The 19,607-nt window shown below is 40.1% G+C and carries 10 protein-coding genes; 7 read left to right on the top strand and 3 right to left on the bottom strand.

All coding sequences use genetic code 11. The annotated features are described in order from the left end of the window. Positions 1-153 precede the first annotated feature (153 nt). Positions 154-1,716, bottom strand: coding sequence for a sodium/sugar symporter (locus KO534_RS18630; RefSeq protein ID WP_215931972.1), 1,563 nt, complete (start codon positions 1,714-1,716; stop codon positions 154-156). 271 nt (positions 1,717-1,987) lie between these two features. Between KO534_RS18630 and KO534_RS18625 the strand changes: the two genes are divergently transcribed. Continuing rightward, complete coding sequence (locus KO534_RS18625; RefSeq protein WP_215931970.1) at positions 1,988-2,845, top strand: helix-turn-helix transcriptional regulator; 858 nt, start codon at positions 1,988-1,990, stop codon at positions 2,843-2,845. 438 nt (positions 2,846-3,283) lie between these two features. After that, a complete protein-coding gene (locus KO534_RS18620) occupies positions 3,284-6,076 on the top strand; it encodes a TonB-dependent receptor (RefSeq protein WP_215931968.1) in 2,793 nt (930 codons plus the stop codon). A gap of 413 nt (positions 6,077-6,489) precedes the next feature. Here KO534_RS18620 and KO534_RS18615 read toward each other — a convergent pair whose 3' ends face one another. Beyond that, positions 6,490-8,844 carry an agarase gene (locus KO534_RS18615; protein ID WP_215931966.1) on the bottom strand — a complete coding sequence of 785 codons (2,355 nt, stop codon included), beginning with the start codon at positions 8,842-8,844 and terminating at the stop codon, positions 6,490-6,492. A 260-nt stretch (positions 8,845-9,104) separates the two neighbouring features. Here KO534_RS18615 and KO534_RS18610 point away from each other — a divergent pair, with 260 nt between their 5' ends. Then, the gene (locus KO534_RS18610) at positions 9,105-10,148 is read left to right on the top strand and encodes an SMP-30/gluconolactonase/LRE family protein (protein WP_252732259.1); all 1,044 of its coding nucleotides are present in this window, start codon (positions 9,105-9,107) and stop codon (positions 10,146-10,148) included. Positions 10,149-10,456: 308 nt separating this feature from the next. Here KO534_RS18610 and KO534_RS18605 read toward each other — a convergent pair whose 3' ends face one another. Further along, positions 10,457-12,031 carry a sulfatase gene (locus KO534_RS18605; protein WP_215931964.1) on the bottom strand — a complete coding sequence of 525 codons (1,575 nt, stop codon included), beginning with the start codon at positions 12,029-12,031 and terminating at the stop codon, positions 10,457-10,459. A gap of 283 nt (positions 12,032-12,314) precedes the next feature. On the opposite strand from KO534_RS18605, the gene KO534_RS18600 reads away from it, so the two are divergent. The 4 genes from KO534_RS18600 (at position 12,315) to KO534_RS18585 (ending at position 19,349) form a co-directional block, all read left to right on the top strand. Next, a complete protein-coding gene (locus KO534_RS18600; protein WP_215931962.1) occupies positions 12,315-13,031 on the top strand; it encodes a response regulator in 717 nt (238 codons plus the stop codon). After that, positions 13,031-14,410 (top strand): HAMP domain-containing sensor histidine kinase, encoded by a 1,380-nt coding sequence (locus KO534_RS18595; protein ID WP_215931960.1) that lies wholly within the window; start codon positions 13,031-13,033, stop codon positions 14,408-14,410. Before KO534_RS18600 ends, KO534_RS18595 begins: the two co-directional genes overlap by 1 nt. Positions 14,411-14,583: 173 nt before the next feature. Next, positions 14,584-17,424, top strand: a complete 2,841-nt coding sequence (locus tag KO534_RS18590) for a TonB-dependent receptor (protein WP_215931958.1) — start codon at positions 14,584-14,586, stop codon at positions 17,422-17,424. A gap of 71 nt (positions 17,425-17,495) precedes the next feature. Then, positions 17,496-19,349: an arylsulfatase gene (locus KO534_RS18585; protein ID WP_215931956.1), complete on the top strand. Its 1,854-nt coding sequence runs from the start codon at positions 17,496-17,498 to the stop codon at positions 19,347-19,349. The last annotated feature ends 258 nt before the right edge of the window (positions 19,350-19,607 follow it).

Genomic DNA, 19,607 nt, shown 5'->3' with positions numbered 1-19,607 from the left:
GTTAAATAAACTGACTGGCATTCCATCAAAAAAATCTGCTGCTCGCCTTAAGTGAACAGCATTAGCTGCAAAAAGCGGGCTTTAATAGACTCGAAAAACATCTTATTAAAATGGCATGAATGTTGATTCATTCACGCCATTTTTTACCTTTTCTTACCACCAAGTACCATAAAGTATCACTAATATAACAACTACAACGAGTGCGGAAATATTAAAGCTACGTTCGGTGCTAAAATTGATTTCACCCAAACTTACGGAACTGTCTGTTGCAGGTTTTTCACCTAACAAAGAGACGGCTACCGTTAAAGCAATACACAGTAAAAACACTAAACCGATACGATCCATAAAGGGTAATTCGGGCCATAAAAATTTAAACGCCACCGAAAATACTGCAGAGCCTATCGCCGACGCCAATGCGCCACTCGAGGTGGCGCGTTTCCAAAACATTCCCATTAAGAATATCGCGGTAATTCCAGGTGAGAATAGCCCAGTAAATTCTTGAATATATTGGAAAGCTTGATCAAATTTACCTAACAACGGTTCTGCCGTAATCAAAGCGATACATAAAGAAACTAAAGTGGCGATCCGCCCGATATGCACATAGTGACGCTGACTTTTTGCAGGTACGATATTTTTATAAATATCCATGGTAAATATGGTTGAAATGCTGTTGGTCATAGACGCGAGAGACGACACTATTGCCGCTACTAATGCAGCAAATACTAAACCTTTTATACCCACTGGCATGAGTCCCATCATAGAAGGATAAGCTTGGTCAGGCGAAGTTAGGTTAGGGTACAGAATAATTGCGGCGATGCCTGGCAATACCACAATAATAGGCATCAATAGTTTTAGGAAAGCCGCAAACACTATGCCTTTTTGTGCTTCTTGGATATTTTTTGCCGCTAATGCGCGTTGAATGATGTATTGGTTAAATCCCCAGTAACCAATGTTCATGACCCATAGGCCACCTATTAAAACAGATAGTCCGGGTAAACTCATATAGTTGGGGTTATCGGTTTCTAATATCATGTCAAAATGGCTAGGGATTTTTTCGGTCAATATGTTGAAGCCTGCGATGAAACCCGTGCCGTCAGCTATGGTATTAAGGGCCAGGTAGCTTAAAAATAGTCCCCCAAAAACCAGTAACACTACTTGAATGATATCGGTATAAGCCACGGCTTTTAACCCACCGTACAACGAATACGCCACTGAAAATACCGCCAAAAAGATCATGCCAAACATCCAGTCCACGCCGGCTACGGTTTGAATGGCTAGACCGCCTAACCATAATACCGAAGTGAGATTGACAAAAATAAATACCGCCAACCAAAATAACGCGAGGGTGGTTTTTACGCGACTATCAAAACGTTGCTCAAGATATTGAGGCATGGTGAAAATATTATTCTTCAAAAAAATAGGTAGCAGGTATTTACCTACAATGACTAAGGTAATCGCAGCCATCCATTCGTAAGAAGCAATAGCTAAACCGATCGCGTAACCTGAGCCTGACATTCCAATAATTTGTTCTGCTGAGATGTTAGACGCAATAAGTGACGCACCTATCGCCCACCACGGTAGAGATTTACTGGCGAGAAAATAATCTTCGGTATTTCTATCACCTTTGTGATCATTGCGGGATATCCATAGTGCAATACATAGCAGCCCAATGACGTAGGCAATAAAAACGGTAAAATCGAGTTGTTGCAATTTCATTTAACACACCTTTTTTCGCCCAATAATATAACAGTAACAACATCTGCTTATCTGCGGGTCTTATTAGATTTTTGTTAGTTCAATATGAATTAAAGTTCACCTGATTATGTTCACCATATTATTGAACTCGCAGTTTTTCGAGCGTAATTGAAACATTATTGTGCGTCTATAACTGTAAGTTAACCAGCTAAAAATGTTAATTATTTGCTTTTTATTGCTGATATTTCATGATATTTGTAATATTAGTGTTAGATATATGTGGTGATGGTCCGTGGCGAAAATACAAGTTTATTGTGAACCATTTTGTATTGAAGAAAGTTATCAATTTGAAATTCATCATGTTGAATATCAACAAGAAGATGCTTATTCGTGTTTTATGCATTTTCACGAAGTGCATGAATTTATTATTTTTGAACAGATCGATGGTAGTTATTATTACAATCAGGGGGAGTCGACCCTCATTGATAACGACATTGTATTTACTCCAGCGTTAGAAACCCACAATTTTGAACTCAGTGAGCGACCAAAATCATGGTATATCATTCAATTTTTGCCAGAGCTTTTTAACGAAACTGAATTACAAAAAGTCAGTTCCGTGTTTCAGCAGGGGCAACATTTGCGCCTTCAGGCCAAAGACATTGCAATAGTGCAACAGCAAGTGAGTTGGTTGTACGACTGTTATCAAGATAATCCTCTCAGTGGAAAAAGTTTGACCTTGTTGAGGTTGTTGATTTTTTGGATCGCAGAACATGCCCAGCCAGTAGTGTCGCCAAATAGTGTGCCTATTACCTCAAGTATCGGTTACGGCAAACTCTCACCGGTTATTGATTTGTTTCGCCAGAGTAAATCAGTAGAATTGACATTAATTGAAGCGGCGGAATTGTGTCATGTTTCTGCTTCGCATTTTTCACGAATGTTTAAATCGATATTTCGCTGTAATTTTTCAGAATATAGTTTACGTCACCGGCTTTATAGTGCCGCAAGACTCATCAGCCAAACAGATAACTCCATAACTGATATCAGTTATGAATTAAACTTTTCAAGTCCCTCTCATTTTATTGCACAGTTTAAAAAACAATTTAATACCACCCCGTATAAATATCGTTTAGATGTTAAAAAACGTATTTAGGAGAGTATTTTTAGCTGTCTTTAAACTTATATCTAAGGAGTAGTTTCACCATTAACCCTAACGTCTAATGGTTGTCGCTGCTTAGTGTTGTTGGGCAGAAAAATAACATTTATGTATCAATGTTTTTGGCTTAGTTGTTAATAATTAGTGTGTTTGTGATTTTCTTAATTAATAATTGGTAGCCGGTTGTTTTAAATAAAGTGTTATATAACAATCGCTTAATTTGGTTTTTGTTGATGTTTTAGCGTTCATTATTTTATGCTTTTCCACCCTAGCGCACCAAACAAATTTATAACATAAATTTAAAAAATGAGCGCTAAGTGCTGTTTGTTGCTGAAATCTTGTTAGTTTACCGCGTTTGACTTCAATAGGATAGAGACAGTGCCAAGAGGCATTGGTAGTGGCATCACTCAAAAAATCAAAACGAGCGGGATACATATGAAAATTACTAGAAAGTTCAAACTTTTATCGCTTAGCGTTGCTGTCACAACAGCATTAGGCGCCAATGTTGCGGTAGCGCAGGAACAACAAGATGGCGCAGACGATAGTTATGTTGACGTTATTCAAGTTAGAGGCATACGCAGTAGTTTAAACGAATCAATGGAGCTAAAGAAAAATTCAGCCTCCATCCAAGATAGCATTGTTGCAGAAGACATTGGTAAGTTCCCTGATCAAAACGTAGCTGAGTCGTTACAGCGTATCAGTGGTGTGATGATTTCCCGCACCAATGGTGAAGGTACAGCGATTACAGTACGTGGTTTGGGCCCTAAATTTAATGCTGTAAAATTAAATAACCGCACCTTAGCCACTTCGGAGCGTGGTAGAGAGTTTGATTTTCAAGTGTTGCCATCAGAGTTAATCTCGGGTGCGGATGTAATAAAAGCATCACGAGCCAATATTGCTGAAGGTGGCATTGGCTCTTACGTCACCATTAATACAGCAAGACCTCTTAGCAGTCCTGGGGAACATATCGCGGGGTCGCTTAATTTCAAATATAACGACCTTGCCGAAAAATTCACACCCAAATTGTCGGGCATTTACAGTAATACCTTTAACGACAATTCTGTGGGGGTGTTACTAGGATTTTCACATACCAAAACTGAAAACCGAATTGATGCCCACGAAACCGCGTTTTGGGACAATGTACAGGCAGATGATACGCAGCGTGCTCCCGGCCCGATTGTGGATGAAAGTGGTAATGCGGTGACCTCTGGTACATTGTGGTATCCAGGCCGCGCCCAGTTTATGACCGACAACGAAGATCGCACACGAACCAGCGCTAACTTAACCTTGCAATATGCCCCAACGCTTGACGTTACCCATACCTTAGATATGTTTTATACCGATTTTGAACGTGATGCGTTTAGCAACGGTATGCAAGCTCCGCTGCACCGAGACGGCTTTGAAAATGTGGTGATATCAGAAAATAACACCATTTTGGCTGCCCGTAAAAGTGCCGATCCCCTTGATGGTTTGTTTCAAACTCGGGCAGAAAGCTCCAACACTTTAGCGATTGGTTATAATGCATTTATCTACGATGGTAAGTGGACATACGAAGTGGATGTTGCCTATTCAAAAGCCGAATCTGAACCTCGTTTAGAGCAATACGTACCTAATATAATTAATCAAGAAGGTTTGGTTGATTCAGATTACATTGCTTTTGATAGTCGTGGTTCAGATGTGATTAATATTGACTCTAGCATCGCGTGGAATGATCCTGCTGGCATTAAAGCTCACTGGAATCGTCTGTCGCGAGATGAGCTTGAAGATGAAGTATTAGAAACAAAGTTTAATGGTAGTTACGAGTTAGACTCTGGCATGATGCGAAGTGTTGACTTTGGTGTGTCCTATACGGACCGTACCAAGTCCCTACAACAATTTAACTCTGATAACAGTCAATGTGGATCCGCGGCGGTGAATACTTGCGGTACCTTGATCGATTTAGATGACAGTCTATTTTCGGTGAATAGCAACAGTGATTTTTTGTCTGAAGTCAGCGGTAACTTTCCTCGCAACTTCATTTTCATTAATAGTGTTGCAGATTACAGCGCAGCAATGCGCAGCATTTCGCAAGACAATGCTTGGGGTACCAACGAATTGGTCCCAAACGCGTCAGTTGAAAATAGTGAACAAATATTGGCGTTATATTCTCAGCTAAATCTTGAGGGCGAAACTAACGCTTTCTCATGGACTGGAAACCTGGGGGTGCGCTACGTAGACACGCAAAACACCTCAGAAGGTTTCGCTATTCAGGTACTAGATATTCAGATGGATGAGGTGGTTCAAGATGATGGAGAGTTGATCCTTATTTCTACTTCCGAACCCACTTTTACCGATGCAGATACCTCTTATCAAGAGATACTCCCAAGTGCCAATTTAAACTTAAATTTTAACAATGGTTTTCTTATCAAAGGCTCAGCGGCCAAAGTATTAACTCGACCTGCGTTAGAAGATGTGGGGGTAAATATGTCTGTTTCTGGTGTGCGACTAACTGAATACAGCAGAAGCCAAGGCAACCCATATTTAGACCCGTATCTGGCCACACAATTTGATCTTGCTTTGGAGTACTATCAAGACAATGGCAATGCTTATAGTTTAAACTTTTTTACCAAAGATTTTAGTAGCTGGATATCAACTCAGACCTTTGTACAAGATTCAGGCTTTGACGTTGACCGAGACTTTGACGGTACCGACGATTGGGATGTAAGAGAAACCGTAACCCAAAAAAGTAACCGCAGTGGCGTTAAATTAAATGGCGTGGAATTAGCGGCGCTGCACTATTTTGATTACTTACCTAGCTGGTTGAGTGGTTTTGGTATTCAAGCCAACTATACCTATACAGATAGCTCCGATAGTGATGCGGATATCTTTGAGCAAGCGGGGGTATTGTCTCCAGGTAGCGGTGTAGAAGGGTTTTCGCAAAATGCCTATAACATCATCGCGTTTTACGATAGAGATGGTTTTCAAGCCCGTTTAGCTTATAACTGGCGAGAAGCATTTCTTATGCAACGACAAAGTGAAGTGGGTGGTGGTTTACCTAAACATGCAGATGATTATGGTCAAATTGACTTCAGTACTTCTTGGGATGTGAATGACAATTTCACTCTTAATGCTGAGGTGATTAACCTAAGTAATGAAAATATCCTTGAATACGCTGACGTGCGTGAACGTGTTACTAAACTTCAATATGCGGGCCGCCGTTTCCAAGTGGGTGTTTCTGCTAAATTTTAGTTAGGTGGCAAAACGCCCCTTTAATAATCTACCGTTAATAGCCTTCCGTTAAAAAATTAAAGCGCGCTTATTAATAAAATAAGCGCGCTTTGTTGTTATACCAATTCATCTTATCAATTAGTCGCTGGTGTTCTCCCTTTGGGCGAGGTTTAAAAGCACCTACTCTGCGTTGCTCGAACTTACAATAGAATAACTATTGCTTCATTCGAGCGCCTTGATTAGGTGATTTTAAATCTCGCTGAGCGATCAATTGTTAGGATGGATTGGTATTAATGAACTTTATTCGATATTTTTAATTATTGCTAACAAATAAATATTAACAATGGGTGGTGCCTGCGTAATAGTTTTGTATGATGGTAATAAATAGGGCTAAGGCTGGCCGTGTTTGAACGAGTCGGCCAGCCTAATGAGACTTATTGTTCGTAGCGTTGTTGGTACATAGTTGATGTGAAGTCTTTCACTGCTTGGATCAACTCCGGATAAGGAATATCCGTGGTAGTGACAAAACCGATATTGGCATTTTCACCGTCAAAGGCTCTACCTGAAATAGGCTCGTCAACGTACTGAAACCAATGTGCTCCTACCATATAAGGCTTATCCAAAATGCTTTGCATATAGTTTTTGTACATTCTGGCTCTATCAGTTTGGTTTGCCGCATGGACGATACCAGGGTTAAACATGCCAGAATCGGTGGCTGTGCCAATATGAAACTCACCAACCACCACAGGTAAGTCAGTCTCTTCTAGAAACTTCCAATAATGATCTTGCATGCCTTCTTCGTAAATATTGAAACTCAGTACGTCTGAATATTTTAGTGAGGCAGTGATAATTTCATCTGGCATGCCCCAATTCGCCATACGCGCACCCATGTATAAATGGTTTGGTAGGGCTTTAGCGAGGGTATCGTGTACCACGAGGAAATACTGCTCACCCAGCATGGCTAACATAGCGGATAAATCTTGAATATGCTGCTGCGTGTAGTCGCTTACCTTGATGCCCTTTTCGAATTCCTGCCAACTCTTTAAATCTGTACTCCACGCAGAATTGAGCTGTTCGATGTTTGGGTACTGCTGTTTAATATGGGTGGAAAATGCGGCTTTGGCAGGGCTGTGTTGACTATCTTTTGACAAGGCATCAACAATGACGCCATATCTAGCTATGACTGAACCTTCGCGCTCTCCCCAGCTTTTTTCGTTATCGATAAAGATACCGACGCACCAAGGTGACGCCTTTACGTTTTCGGCAATGGCATTAATGGTTGATTTGGCTCGCTCGGCAAATACGGGATCAAAGGGGTCGGGCATCAATCCCCAATGGTTGGTTTCACCCGATAAGGTTTGATAGTCGCCAATTATCCAGCCATTAGCAAAGTAGGGGACTTTCTTAGCAGGATAAAAAGCAGGATCAACCCAGTTACCAAAAGAGGTAAATCCCCAATCAAACATACGCTGCATGGTGACTTCATGCCATTTTTTCAGGTAAGACTGGGGTGTGGTTTCTCCGTAGCGCCTTTCTAAATTAGCACGATAAAAACTATAAGTTTCACCATGAGCAACCGGCCCTTTATGAGTTGAGCGCCGGTAGCTGTAGTGATCGGCTAGTGGATCATCATAACCGGGCAACCATTCAAACATATTATTACGTACAGGGGAGGTCACGAAGCGAGTCGCTTTAGCGGCATCGGAAACCTCGACTATACCCATTGAGTCCTCAGGCGTCAGCTCATCAGCATGTATAACACGCACACTTGGATCAGCATAATCAACACCGGTAATAGTACTCATATTCGCCATACGCACGTTTGCAGGGCCATGGGAGAAAAATAAATAGCCATCAGGATCTACCATCCACCACTTACCGTTAACCTTTTCTGTGCGGAAATAACCGGTAGCGTTGAGTTTAGGTGCATTAGTGTAGCCACCAAATCGAGAACGATGTGGCATACCTTTAGACTGTGCCAGTTCAGCTAATTCTTGTTGCGCTTGAAGTTTAAGTTCTTCGTCTGTATGAATAGTCATTGCTGTATCTAGACGTGCATTTTGCCCATATTGATCAACTATACCGACTAGCCAGTTGGGGTCCGTTGCTGGATTTTGACGAATACGAACGTTGTCTATCGTCAGACTCTTAGGTTCAAGAATACCGATAGTGAAAAAGTCGAGGGCTTTTATCTTATCTAACTTAACATCTGCACTGCGCCAAGAGCGCCAAACAAACATTCTGTCTTGGGTATTCCAAGGTGGTACATCGCCCCAGAGTCCAGCGTCTGTGTCAGCTTCCACTCCTGATAGAGGTAAATACACTGTGCCCTTATAAGCCTTAGGTAAACTCACAGAATAACGGCGCGATTGGCCTTGTTGATTTTCTAAAGCCAAATACACATGTATCGATTCTTGGCTTCGGTTCTCAACATCTAAGGCTAAGTTAGCTTGTTTAAAAACAGAGGTATCCCAAGGCTCAAGCGCTTCAATACGCAGCTGTGAGATATTGTGCTGCGGCGAAAACTCGACTGAGAGTTTAGGGTCACCACTTGCTGTGATGACTTCACTGCTTGCCCCCGACATTATCAGTTCACTTTTATGTAACTCGTCACTTGGGTCATATAAGGTTAACAGGGGCTGTTCGTTAGCAAAACTATCAACCGATGTACTTTGCTCTTTGCTTTGTTGCTTATCACTATTCTGATAGTGACTACATCCAAAAACAGTGAATAGAAAAACCGTGAGGCCAAGCCTGATCGAATAATGTTTTGTGGGGGTTATCTTCATTTTTAATACCTTAAAAAGCGTGCACACATGATAGAGAGATAAGGCTTAAAATATAACAGAATGCAGCAAAGTTAAATATAAATTGTTAACAATGTTGCGATGATGTGGCATTCTTTAGATAGAATTCACTTATCGTCTAGTTAGTTGGGCTGCTTGAAGTCTGCAATTAAGGTTTAGCCAAGTGGCAAAAAACTTAATTGCAGAAGAGGTGTTGGTATTGTTTTGACTAGTATTTAATTGAGAAAAATAGGCTTGTTGTTATGCGCTTTATAAATAATAGGTTTCTACCCCTGTATACATTGTGCTTTATGGTTATTCATACCAGCGTTACGGCTGATGATAGCCATGGCAATCACACTGCCATGATAACCCCACATATAGAAATATTTGACGATAAGGCGCTGACATTACTTGAGTCTGATAGTGAAATTAGTGTTATTAGTGAAGGGCATACTTGGACCGAAGGGCCGTTGTGGGTAGAAGAGGGGGGTTATCTACTTTTCTCAGACATTCCCAATAATGTCATTCAAAAATATGATTCAAAAAGTGGGACCTCTGTTTATTTAAAACCGGCTGGCGCGACCAGTTTGGTGGCGGGAGATTATGCCCAAGGCTCCAATAGTTTATTACTGAATCGCAAGGGCGAGCTGGTATTGTTCCAGCAAGGTGATCGTCGTATTGCCACTATGCAGGCCGCATTGAACAAACCTAAAGCCGATTTTAAAACATTAGTAGGCAGCTATAAAAACCAACGACTTAATAGCCCTAACGATGGTGTTTACCATAGCAATGGCGATTTGTATTTTACTGACCCGCCTTATGGCTTAAAAAACATAATGGCAGACGAGCGTAAACAATTAGCGTTTCAAGGTGTGTTTTTGTTAAAAGCAGAAGGTTCGCTGGTGTTACTCGATGACGAAGTGAGCTTTCCTAATGGCATTGCGTTGACAAAAGATGAGCAAACCTTGCTCGTTGCAGTATCCAATCCCAAAAGCGCACAATGGTTAGCCTACGATATTAATACCGATGGAACACTAGCCAGTAAACGCGTGTTTTTTGATGCCACCTCCTTAGTTGGGCAAAAAGGTGAGCAGGGCCTTCCTGATGGCATGGCCGTGCATTCCAGTGGAGTTATTTTTGCTACAGGTCCCGGTGGTGTGTGGTTGTTTGATAATACCGGCAAGGTGTTAGCGAAAATTAGAACGGGTCAAATAAGCTCTAATTGCACACTGACAACAGATGAGAAAACGCTATACATTACGGCAGACGATTACGTGATGAGTGTGCCACTAAAGGGAATGTAAAACCGGTTTATCTGTTAGTGGCTAGCAATTTGTTCCGATGAACCCTAATCATATAAAATATTTGGTTGATATACATTTCATTGGGATTTACTCAGAATGGAAGTGATATTTTTGATCGTTACAGCATGATTGAATGTGCAACAAGATTGAAAATCACTGTATAAAAACGCTTTCTTGTTAATAATTGGTTGGAGCGTACACGTTTTTTTCGTCATGAACATTTGCTCATGACGGTTAAATACTGCATTTAATTACATGTAAAGCTCGTTAATTTAATAATGGCGGTCTTAACGTGTGGACTATGTGATTTATTCGTTGGCGTCAGCTGGTTTTTGGCCATATCTACGTAAATATACTTCTCTGCGTTTTTTACCTTCTTTGCCCCATGCGTAAGCTGGGGGAGCAATCGGATTATTGGAATGATTTTTAATGCCAGGTGGTAATGCTGCTTTCCATCCCATTTTTAGCTGATTCGACAAATTATTAATTAGAGTCGAATTTTCGGAGTTTAGTGCGATATTAATAGATTCTGAAGGGTCGATATCGTGGTCATAGAGCTCTCTTGCGGTTATTTGTTTTTGTTTTTTGTCGTACCATTCGACATAGCGGTATCGGTTAGTACGTATAGTATAACCTTCTAAATCAGAGAGTACACCTCGAGGAAACTGGCTAAAAGCAGCCGTTTTCCATGGTCTTTTGGGGGATTCTAGTAACGGTTTGAAACTTGTTCCTTCCAAATGTTCTGGTAATTTCAATCCAGCCAAATCTACGAGTGTTGGGTACAGATCTACATATTCTATTAACGCATTAGATTCGCTATTGGCTTTGATCATATCAGGTGCTGAAATAATGAGAGGTACCTGCGTGGCATTTTCGAAATTTGTTGTTTTGCCCCAAGCACCTTGTTCACCTAAGTGGTAACCGTGGTCCGAAATAAACACAACGATGGTATTATCTGCTAAGCCTTGTATTTTTAATTCTTTCATTACTTTTCCAACTTGAGCATCCATATAACTAATCGCCGCAAAATAGGCATGTCGTAATTTCCGTTCAGCGGACAAGGAAATGTTTTTAGTGGGAGTGCTGGATTCATAATTCCAACTTTTTAACGCGTAATGCGCCGTAGCATAGTCTGGGGAATCAACGGGCAATGTTCGGTTTTTTGCTAATTCTAGCTGATTAGCATCATAAAGATCCCAATATTTGCTTGGTGCCCTAAAAGGAAGATGAGGCTTTTTAAATCCGACAGCCAGAAAAAAAGGCGTTTTATTATCTGTTAGCTGCTTTATTTCTCGCACAGCAGCTTCTGCAACCTTACCATCTTCATAAAAATCGTCTTCAACTGGTGCCGATTCATATGGAGGTAAATTCTTGTGTCCTCCTTTTTTACCTAACAGTTTCTGATTTGATTCAAGTCCCCAATTTGGCTGAGGAGCTGAAAAATGTGATGCAGATAAATTTTCAATATCAGGTCCGTGATGAATTTTTCCTAAATGTCTGGTGTAGTAACCATTTTGTTTAAAATAACTAGAGAGTAAGGGAACCTTTTTACTAAGGTTATTTACAAAATAATGACTATATGGATAGTCTACACCGGTTGAATCAGGCCGCATCCCACTGAGAAAACTGGCTCTAGAAGCAGAGCAGACAGATTGCTGTACGTAAGCGCGGTTAAATTTAATACCCTGAGAAGCTAGCTTATCAATATTGGTCGTGACGATATGTTCGTTACCATAGGCACGTATATTCATATTGAGATCGTCAGTAATAATTAACAATATATTTTTCTTAGGTGTCGGATGAATGGATGGTTGATATGACATACAGCCGATTAAAGCGGCTAATAATAAAAGGGTGGTTGTTGCAAGGTAGGTTAATCTCATTGGTTAGTCTCTCTGTCGTAAGCTTGGAAATTCAAACATGAAAAAACCGAACAACGAAGTGAACTATTTTGTTTAAATGTATCAGGTGTTAGGAATAATACAGCTCGATACAAATAATCGGTAAATGATAAATGTAGTTTTAGGAGAGTGTGTATCAAATTGTCTTTGTGGATAGTGTATGCGACAAATTGATACATTGTATGTTCATTTGTGAGTGGCAAATGCTTAGCTGTTTGAGCGCAATACATTTATATTACGGCAAGTATACGAAACAGGTGAAGAGATGACTCATATTCTTATCGTTGATGATAACCCAGATATTATTAATCCCTTGAAACGGTATTTAACCGACCACAGTTTGCGCGTAAGTACCGCTAACGGTGGAAAAAGTATGAAAGCTGTATTGGAAACAAGTTCTATCGACATAATTTTACTTGACATAATGATGCCTGGCGATGATGGCCTAGTGTTATGTCGATACGTGCAAGATAAGTATAAAATTCCAGTGATTCTACTGACCGCCTTAGCTGATGACTCAGATAAGGTGGTGGGGCTAGAAATGGGCGCTGATGACTATATTACTAAACCATTTAACCCCCGAGTACTATTAGCTAGAGTCAAAGCCGTTTTAAGACGAAGTCAAAGTGATTCTGTTGTTGTTACTCAACAAAAAAAAGAAATATCGATAGCGAAGTTTGATTACTGGAAACTTGATATTCACCAAAGGGAATTAGTCGCTGAAGATGGTATGGCAATTTCACTCAGCGCCGCAGAATACCGACTAATCCAAGCTTTTTTACAACGTTCACAAATTGTTTTATCGAGAGATCAGTTGCTTGACCTGACACATGGTCGTGAGGCAAAAGCGTTTGACAGAAGTATAGATAATTTAATCAGTCGACTCAGACGTAAAATCGAACAAAACCCAGCAGAGCCTAAAATCATTAAAACAGTTTGGGGCGGTGGTTATGTACTCACTTCAAAAGTGGAGTTTAGTTAATGCTTCCTAAAAAGCTAGCCAGTCAAATGATTTTGCTAATGCTTTTTACAATGTTTTGTAGTCAATTTATTATTTTTATCATTTTCGTCTTGGAAACGGATCAAAATAACATTGTTACCGAAAAAATTTATGGCAACCACTATTTTATTCGAACTGCGTCAGCTGTAAAACTGATGGAAAATGAAGGAAGCTTAGAAAACTTGTTTGCACTTAATACCTATAGGGTTCGTTTTTCATTAAAAGAACAGAGAGTTTTCTATCCTTCGGAAATGAGCAAGTTTGATATAGCTAGAAGCAAAGAACTTAACCATTATTTACCCGACATTCGGTTCGAGGGGGCAATACGTCAATTCAAACCAATAGAGCAACGTTTTTGGGCTGCACTTAAGTACCTTAAAAATGAACTGACAGGAAATAGTCACGTAAACTCTAGCAATAATCAAAGAGCCATCATTCTTCAATCGCAAGTTAAATTGAATAACGACAAATGGTTAATTATGTCTGTATATGACTTACATGTTTTTCCTGTATGGATCAGCTCAACCGTTATTCCATCCATTTTATTTTCGATTATTTTCAGTATATTCGCGGTATTTGTGGTTAAACGCATTACAAGCCCACTCGCAGAATTAGCTGAAAAAGCGAATAAATTTGGAAAAGGCCAAACAATACAAGAAATTCCTCCTCGAGGCCCAGAAGATATACAAAATGCGATCATAGCATTCAACACAATGCATAAGCGCCTATCAAATGTGCATGATCACCGAGCAAGAGCGTTGGCTGCAATTTCTCATGACATACGAACTCCTTTAACATCGATGCGGTTGAATGCGGAATACATTAGTGAGAAAGATGTAAAGCAAAACGTATTGCAGAAAATTGAGGAAATGCAACAAATTTGCGAAGCCACTGTAACGTTTGCTCTAAAAGATTCATGGTCAGAAAAAAACAAACACTTTGATTTAACCTCGTTGATTGAATCTATATGTTGTGATTTTCAGGAGCAAGGATTGGACGTGAACTTCATCGCTGCGCAAAAACTGTCCTTTCAAGGCAGACCTATCGCGCTGAAAAGAGCCTTTAGTAATCTAATCAAAAATGGCGTGCAATACGGTAAACATGTTGAAGTACATATTGTACTTTTACAGGGGATCGTTGAGATACATATTGAAGATGAAGGTAAAGGAATATGTGATGCTGATAAGGAGCGAATGTTTGAACCATTTGAGCGCTCAGAACAATCTAGAAGCCGTGATTCAGGTGGATTAGGGTTAGGGATGGCAATCGCTAGGTCTGTAGTTCGTTCACACGGCGGTGAAATTGAATTGAATAATATAAATAAGGGAGGCTTAGACGTTGTAGTTATTCTGCCGATTTAATGTGTATCTTGTATCAGTTTGTAGCAAAAAAGAGTTGTGAGACAGATTGAGAAGCAATTACTACACAGTGACAACATATATTTAAGCTCCTGCTGTACGTTGTTACTTTAACAAACCAATAACAATTCAATAACGATATTGATTGTCGATAAAGCGTTAAAAGGAGCACTACATTGCATAACACACATCAAAAATTTCAACTTAAACTCGGTCACATTCTTATCAGTGCAGCAATATTATCCTCAGTGCAAAACACGGCTATTGCACAAGATTCGAACCAAATTTCGGACGATACCGAAGTTATTGAAGTTAAAGGGCTGAGAGGGAGTTTGGCCAAAGCTCTAGATCAAAAGAGAGCGGCAGATAATATTCGAGATGTTATTAATGCTGAAGATATAGGTAAATTACCTGACAAAAATATTGCCGAAGCATTACAGCGAATTACAGGAGTGCAAATAGGTCGTTCTTTTGGTGAAGGTTCAGAAATTGCTGTTAGAGGTATTTCCAAAAACCGAGTTGAGGTTAACGGACAGACGCAGCCAGGAGCTGGTTCGGGAAGAGGAGTGACATTTGAAGAATTACCGGCTGAAATGTTCGAGTCGCTGGAAATTATTAAATCACCTACAGCTGATGAAATTGAAGGGGGATTAGGAGCTATTGTTCGGTTAAATACTCGTAAGCCACTTTCTCAAAAAGGATTTGTTCTATCTGGAAACCTTGAAGCTAGTTATTACGACCGTGCCGGTGAAGTTACGCCGAATGGTTCAGCATTTGTTAGCAATCGCTGGACGCTAAATGATGGTGCAGAAGTAGGGGCTCTATTTAATGTTACTCATAGTGAACGCCAATTACGGCAAGATTTTTTCAACGTTAGAGCTTGGCGTGCGCAAGATGGTTGGAATGAAGATCTTGACGGAAATGGGGTCATTGGAGAAGGAATGATTCAGGATGAAAACGGTATCATCACCAATTTGAACGATGCCGCTTTTAAACCCGAACAAAGTCAACTAAAAGTGACACTTCAAGATAGACAACGTACCGCCTATCGTGCGGGTTTCCAATATCGCCCAAATAAAAAAAACGAGTGGTATCTTGATGCCAGCTTTTCATCTTCGGAAGCAACGGATCAACAGTATCAACTGACAGCAGCGATTAACGGTCGGAATGCAAGCCGAGATTATCGTGAAGGTTATACACATTTCACCGATATGAATACGGCTTTGGCTGGATTAGTGGGAAATATCAAAAGTGACGGTGATGCAGACAGAGGCGTCAATCTAAATATCTCTAGTAATAAAAACCCTAACGAAAGAGAAATTTATACGTTGGCCTTGAGTAACAAATGGTCTATCAACGATGACGTTGAAATGTTTAGTGAATTTTCAAGGGGACACGGTGAACAATTTAATGACCAACTATACGGCTCTAGTGGTGTTGCGTGGGGTAATCTACCTTATATTTATTACGATTTTGGCGTGGATACTGATATACCAAGTTTGGTACCATATGAACAAGGTACAGTTGAACTCACTGATGATGCACGCCTAGACCTGAGCGACCCCTTAGGGTATCAAGTAAAAAGTCTGACTTTTCAAGAGCAATGGGAAGAAAATGATGATACCGCGTTTAAATTAGACTTTGATTATCATGTTGAGTTTGGCGGAATTCAAAAACTTGAGTTTGGTGTACGTTTTGCAAAGCGCTCTGCTAAGCGTTGGCGTAATGTTGGAAGGGATGCTGATGGTCCAGAGGATGGTATATTAACCGGCATGACTTATGAGCAAATTGAAGAGTTGGTCCCTGGCAGTACCTTAGAAATGCCGTTCAGCGACCTGCTAGACGGTGCCAGCGGCGATTTCCCTCGTTCTTGGATAACGATTAATTCCGAATATATCCTTAATTATTCTGACGAATTTAAATCAATAGTCGGCGTTGATATTGGCCCTGACGTGGGATGGGGGTTTGACGTAGAAGAGCAAACACAGGCAATTTACTTTAAGGCTAATTTTGATGGCGAATTGGCGGATACGGGGCTTTTCTACAACGGCAATTTTGGCGTCCGATATATAGAAACAGACCAAAGTGCAACGGGTTCACTAAGTAACGGTGATGGTTCTTACACACCTTATTCACAAAATAATACTTATAGCAACACATTACCTAGCTTTAATATTAACTTTGAATTACAGGACGATTTGTTTTTACGATTAGCTGCGGCTAAAACAATGGCTCGACCTGACGTGGCGGATATTGCGCCTATTACCAATGTCTTTTTCTGGTCGAATGCGGGGACTACAGGTAATACCGACTTGATACCTGAAACGGTCATTCAGTTGGATGCATCAATTGAATGGTACTTTACTGAAGGAGCAATTTTATCGGCAGCGATATACAAAAAAGACTTTAGCGATGCTATCGAAGATGGCTTTTTAAATCGCTGCTTTACCGTTCCTAATGGATTTGAAAGCGAAGCGACATTTGACTCGGTTAACTGTGCGGCCGATGGCACTGAAGCTTTTATTGGCTTGGCAACCAAGCTTAATGCTGGAAATGCAGTGCTAAAAGGAATTGAAGTTAATTATCAACAAAGCTTTACTGAATTGCCAGAACCTTGGGATGGTTTAGGCGTTCAAGCCAACTATAGCTACACTGATAGCGATGTTCTTCAAATTTTAACGACCGGATTTGCAGCACCTTTGCAGGATTTTTCTGAAAATAGTTACAACGCAGTGTTGTTTTATGAAAAATACGGTTTTACTGGGCGTTTGGCATATAACTGGCGCGATGATTATTATGATACTTTGACTCAATCCAACTCCGCAGAATTTGCTAGGCCATATGGTCAATTGGATGCGTCTATTAATTACGAAATCAGTCAACATGTAACGGTTGGGTTATCCGTTACTAATGTACAAAATGAACCAGAGCAAAAATATCAGGAAATAACAGAGCGGTTTTTATCTTATCGTGTAAATGACACTCGCTACGCTTTGACAATAAGAGGAAGAATGTAAGAGTACTCATTTTTTATTTTTATTAATCGAAAATATCAGCGGGCAATCCGCTGGTATTTATAAGGTGTAATATGCAATTTTTTAGGTTATCAATTAAACAAATAGCCACACGAACATTATTTTGTCATTTTGTTCTATTTTATATTTTTCTAATCGCAATGTTCGTTACCACTAAGGTTCGAGCTGAGCAAGACTCAACCCCGCCAAATATCATACTATTTGTCACCGATGACCAAGGTTGGGGAGACTTGAGCTTCAATGGCAATCCAGTTGTGCAGACTCCGAATATAGATAGTATCGGTAAACGAGGTGTTAGCTTTGATCGCTTTTACGTTAACCCAGTATGCTCGTCAACACGAGCGGGTTTGTTAACGGGAAGACATTATCTACGGACTGGTGTCTTTAGTGTGACCCGTGGTGGTGAAAAGATGCGAAAGGAGGAAGTCACTATAGCCGAAATGTTAAAGGGACAAGGGTACCAAACGGGGTTGTTTGGTAAGTGGCATAATGGTGCTCAATATCCATATGATCCTTTAGGTCAAGGTTTCGATGAATCTTTCGGTATTGTTGATGGGCACCAAACACTGTATTTCGATCCTGTATTAGTCGCGGATGGCAAACCAGTAAAGACAAAAGGTTACATTACGGACGTTATTACTGACGCTGCAATTGACTTTATAGGGCGTAAACGTGCAGAACCTTTCTTCGCTTATATTCCTTTTAATACACCCCATAGTCCTTTTGCTGTTCCTGATAAATATTTTAATAAACTTAAGAAAAAAGGTATATCGGACCTTGATGCAACCATCTATGGCATGATGGAAAATATTGACGACAACGTTTTGCGAGTATTACAAGCTGTTAAGGACAAAGGGATTGATAAAAATACAATTGTACTTTTCATGTCCGACAATGGCCCTCAATTTCCTGATGGCAACACTCGTTATAATGCAGGACTGAAAGGGAGGAAAGGTCAGATAGACGAAGGTGGAGTACGTTCACCCTTGTTGGTTTACTGGCCAAATAAAATTGAAGGAGGCAAGAAAATCAAAGAGATTGCACAACATTTAGATATTGTGCCAACAATCATGTCTATTGTGGGTGCAGAATTGCCCAATGATAAGAAAATTGACGGGATGGATTTATCGTCGTTACTATTCTCAGACGTTGTTGATGGAGAATGGCCTGAACGCAGTTTGTTTCTTCATCATTTTCATAATGTTCGTCGTGGAATCGATCAAGCTGTACAGCCAAACCCCGGCGCAGTCAGGACGCAAAAGTGGTTGGCTACATTCCAAAAAAGTGGTCAGTGGCAATTATATGATATGCGCACAGATCCCTTTCAAAACAATGATTTGAGTTCTAAATTTCCTATTGTTTTGTCAGGTCTTACAAAACAATACATGGATTTTTATCATGATGTCACTGCAAAGCCTGTTGAAAGACTGCCCATTGAAATTGGTTATAGTCAGTTCCCTTTGGTTATTTTACCGGCGCATGAAGCTTTGATTCATGGTCGAGGTATTGAATATGGAAATGATTGGGGATGGGCTCATGATTGGATAAATTTAACCTCTGAAACAACGCAAGCTATTATTAATTGGCCCGTCAATATAATTGAAAAAGGGCAATACCAATTGATAGTAAAATACGCTAGTCAAAATAAACGAAGTCATCTTCAAGGTAGTTTAGATATCATGGGTTCAACGTATTCACTGGATCTTAGTCTTCCTAAATATACGCCGACCGTCAATCATGGCCAATCTCGATATTCCGCCGGTGAATCACCTGAACTTACTTGGCAGTCTTATGAGATAGGCCATTTTTTAATACCCGAAGATGTTGGAGAACTAACCATAAGGATTGATAAAGTGGGTGGTGAAGAGAGTATTTATATTAAGGCTGTCGACATCGTCAAGCAATGACGTTTGCCATTATTGGTAACTCATCAATGATAAACTCTTGACTCTGATTAATTAATCTGCAGTCTAGATACTTATTATTGCTAAAGTCACTTCAGACTTATCAGGCGTTATTCTTTACAAACATTTAAGACTCGTAGACCTTTTCCATATTATTGTAAATAAAGTGAGTTAAGTATTTGCTAGTCTTTTAACTTGCATCGTGGATTCGTTGTGTAATATCACTAGATGCATCTGTGAACAGTCTATGTTTGAATAATA

Source organism: Paraglaciecola arctica, assembly GCF_018861065.1.
Taxonomy (GTDB): Bacteria; Pseudomonadota; Gammaproteobacteria; order Enterobacterales; family Alteromonadaceae; genus Paraglaciecola; species Paraglaciecola arctica_B.
The sequence above is the reverse complement of the archived record's forward strand: the minus strand, read 5'-3'. Positions and strand labels throughout refer to the sequence as shown.

Excerpts from the sequence above, each read along its gene's own strand:
- KO534_RS18630 (WP_215931972.1), bottom strand. The coding sequence starts at position 1,716 with ATGAAATTGCAACAACTCGATTTTACCGTTTTTATTGCCTACGTCATT.
- KO534_RS18620 (WP_215931968.1), top strand. The coding sequence starts at position 3,284 with ATGAAAATTACTAGAAAGTTCAAACTTTTATCGCTTAGCGTTGCTGTC.
- KO534_RS18615 (WP_215931966.1), bottom strand. The coding sequence starts at position 8,844 with ATGAAGATAACCCCCACAAAACATTATTCGATCAGGCTTGGCCTCACG.
- KO534_RS18610 (WP_252732259.1), top strand. The coding sequence starts at position 9,105 with ATGCGCTTTATAAATAATAGGTTTCTACCCCTGTATACATTGTGCTTT.
- KO534_RS18605 (WP_215931964.1), bottom strand. The coding sequence starts at position 12,031 with ATGAGATTAACCTACCTTGCAACAACCACCCTTTTATTATTAGCCGCT.
- KO534_RS18600 (WP_215931962.1), top strand. The coding sequence starts at position 12,315 with ATGACTCATATTCTTATCGTTGATGATAACCCAGATATTATTAATCCC.
- KO534_RS18595 (WP_215931960.1), top strand. The coding sequence starts at position 13,031 with ATGCTTCCTAAAAAGCTAGCCAGTCAAATGATTTTGCTAATGCTTTTT.
- KO534_RS18585 (WP_215931956.1), top strand. The coding sequence starts at position 17,496 with ATGCAATTTTTTAGGTTATCAATTAAACAAATAGCCACACGAACATTA.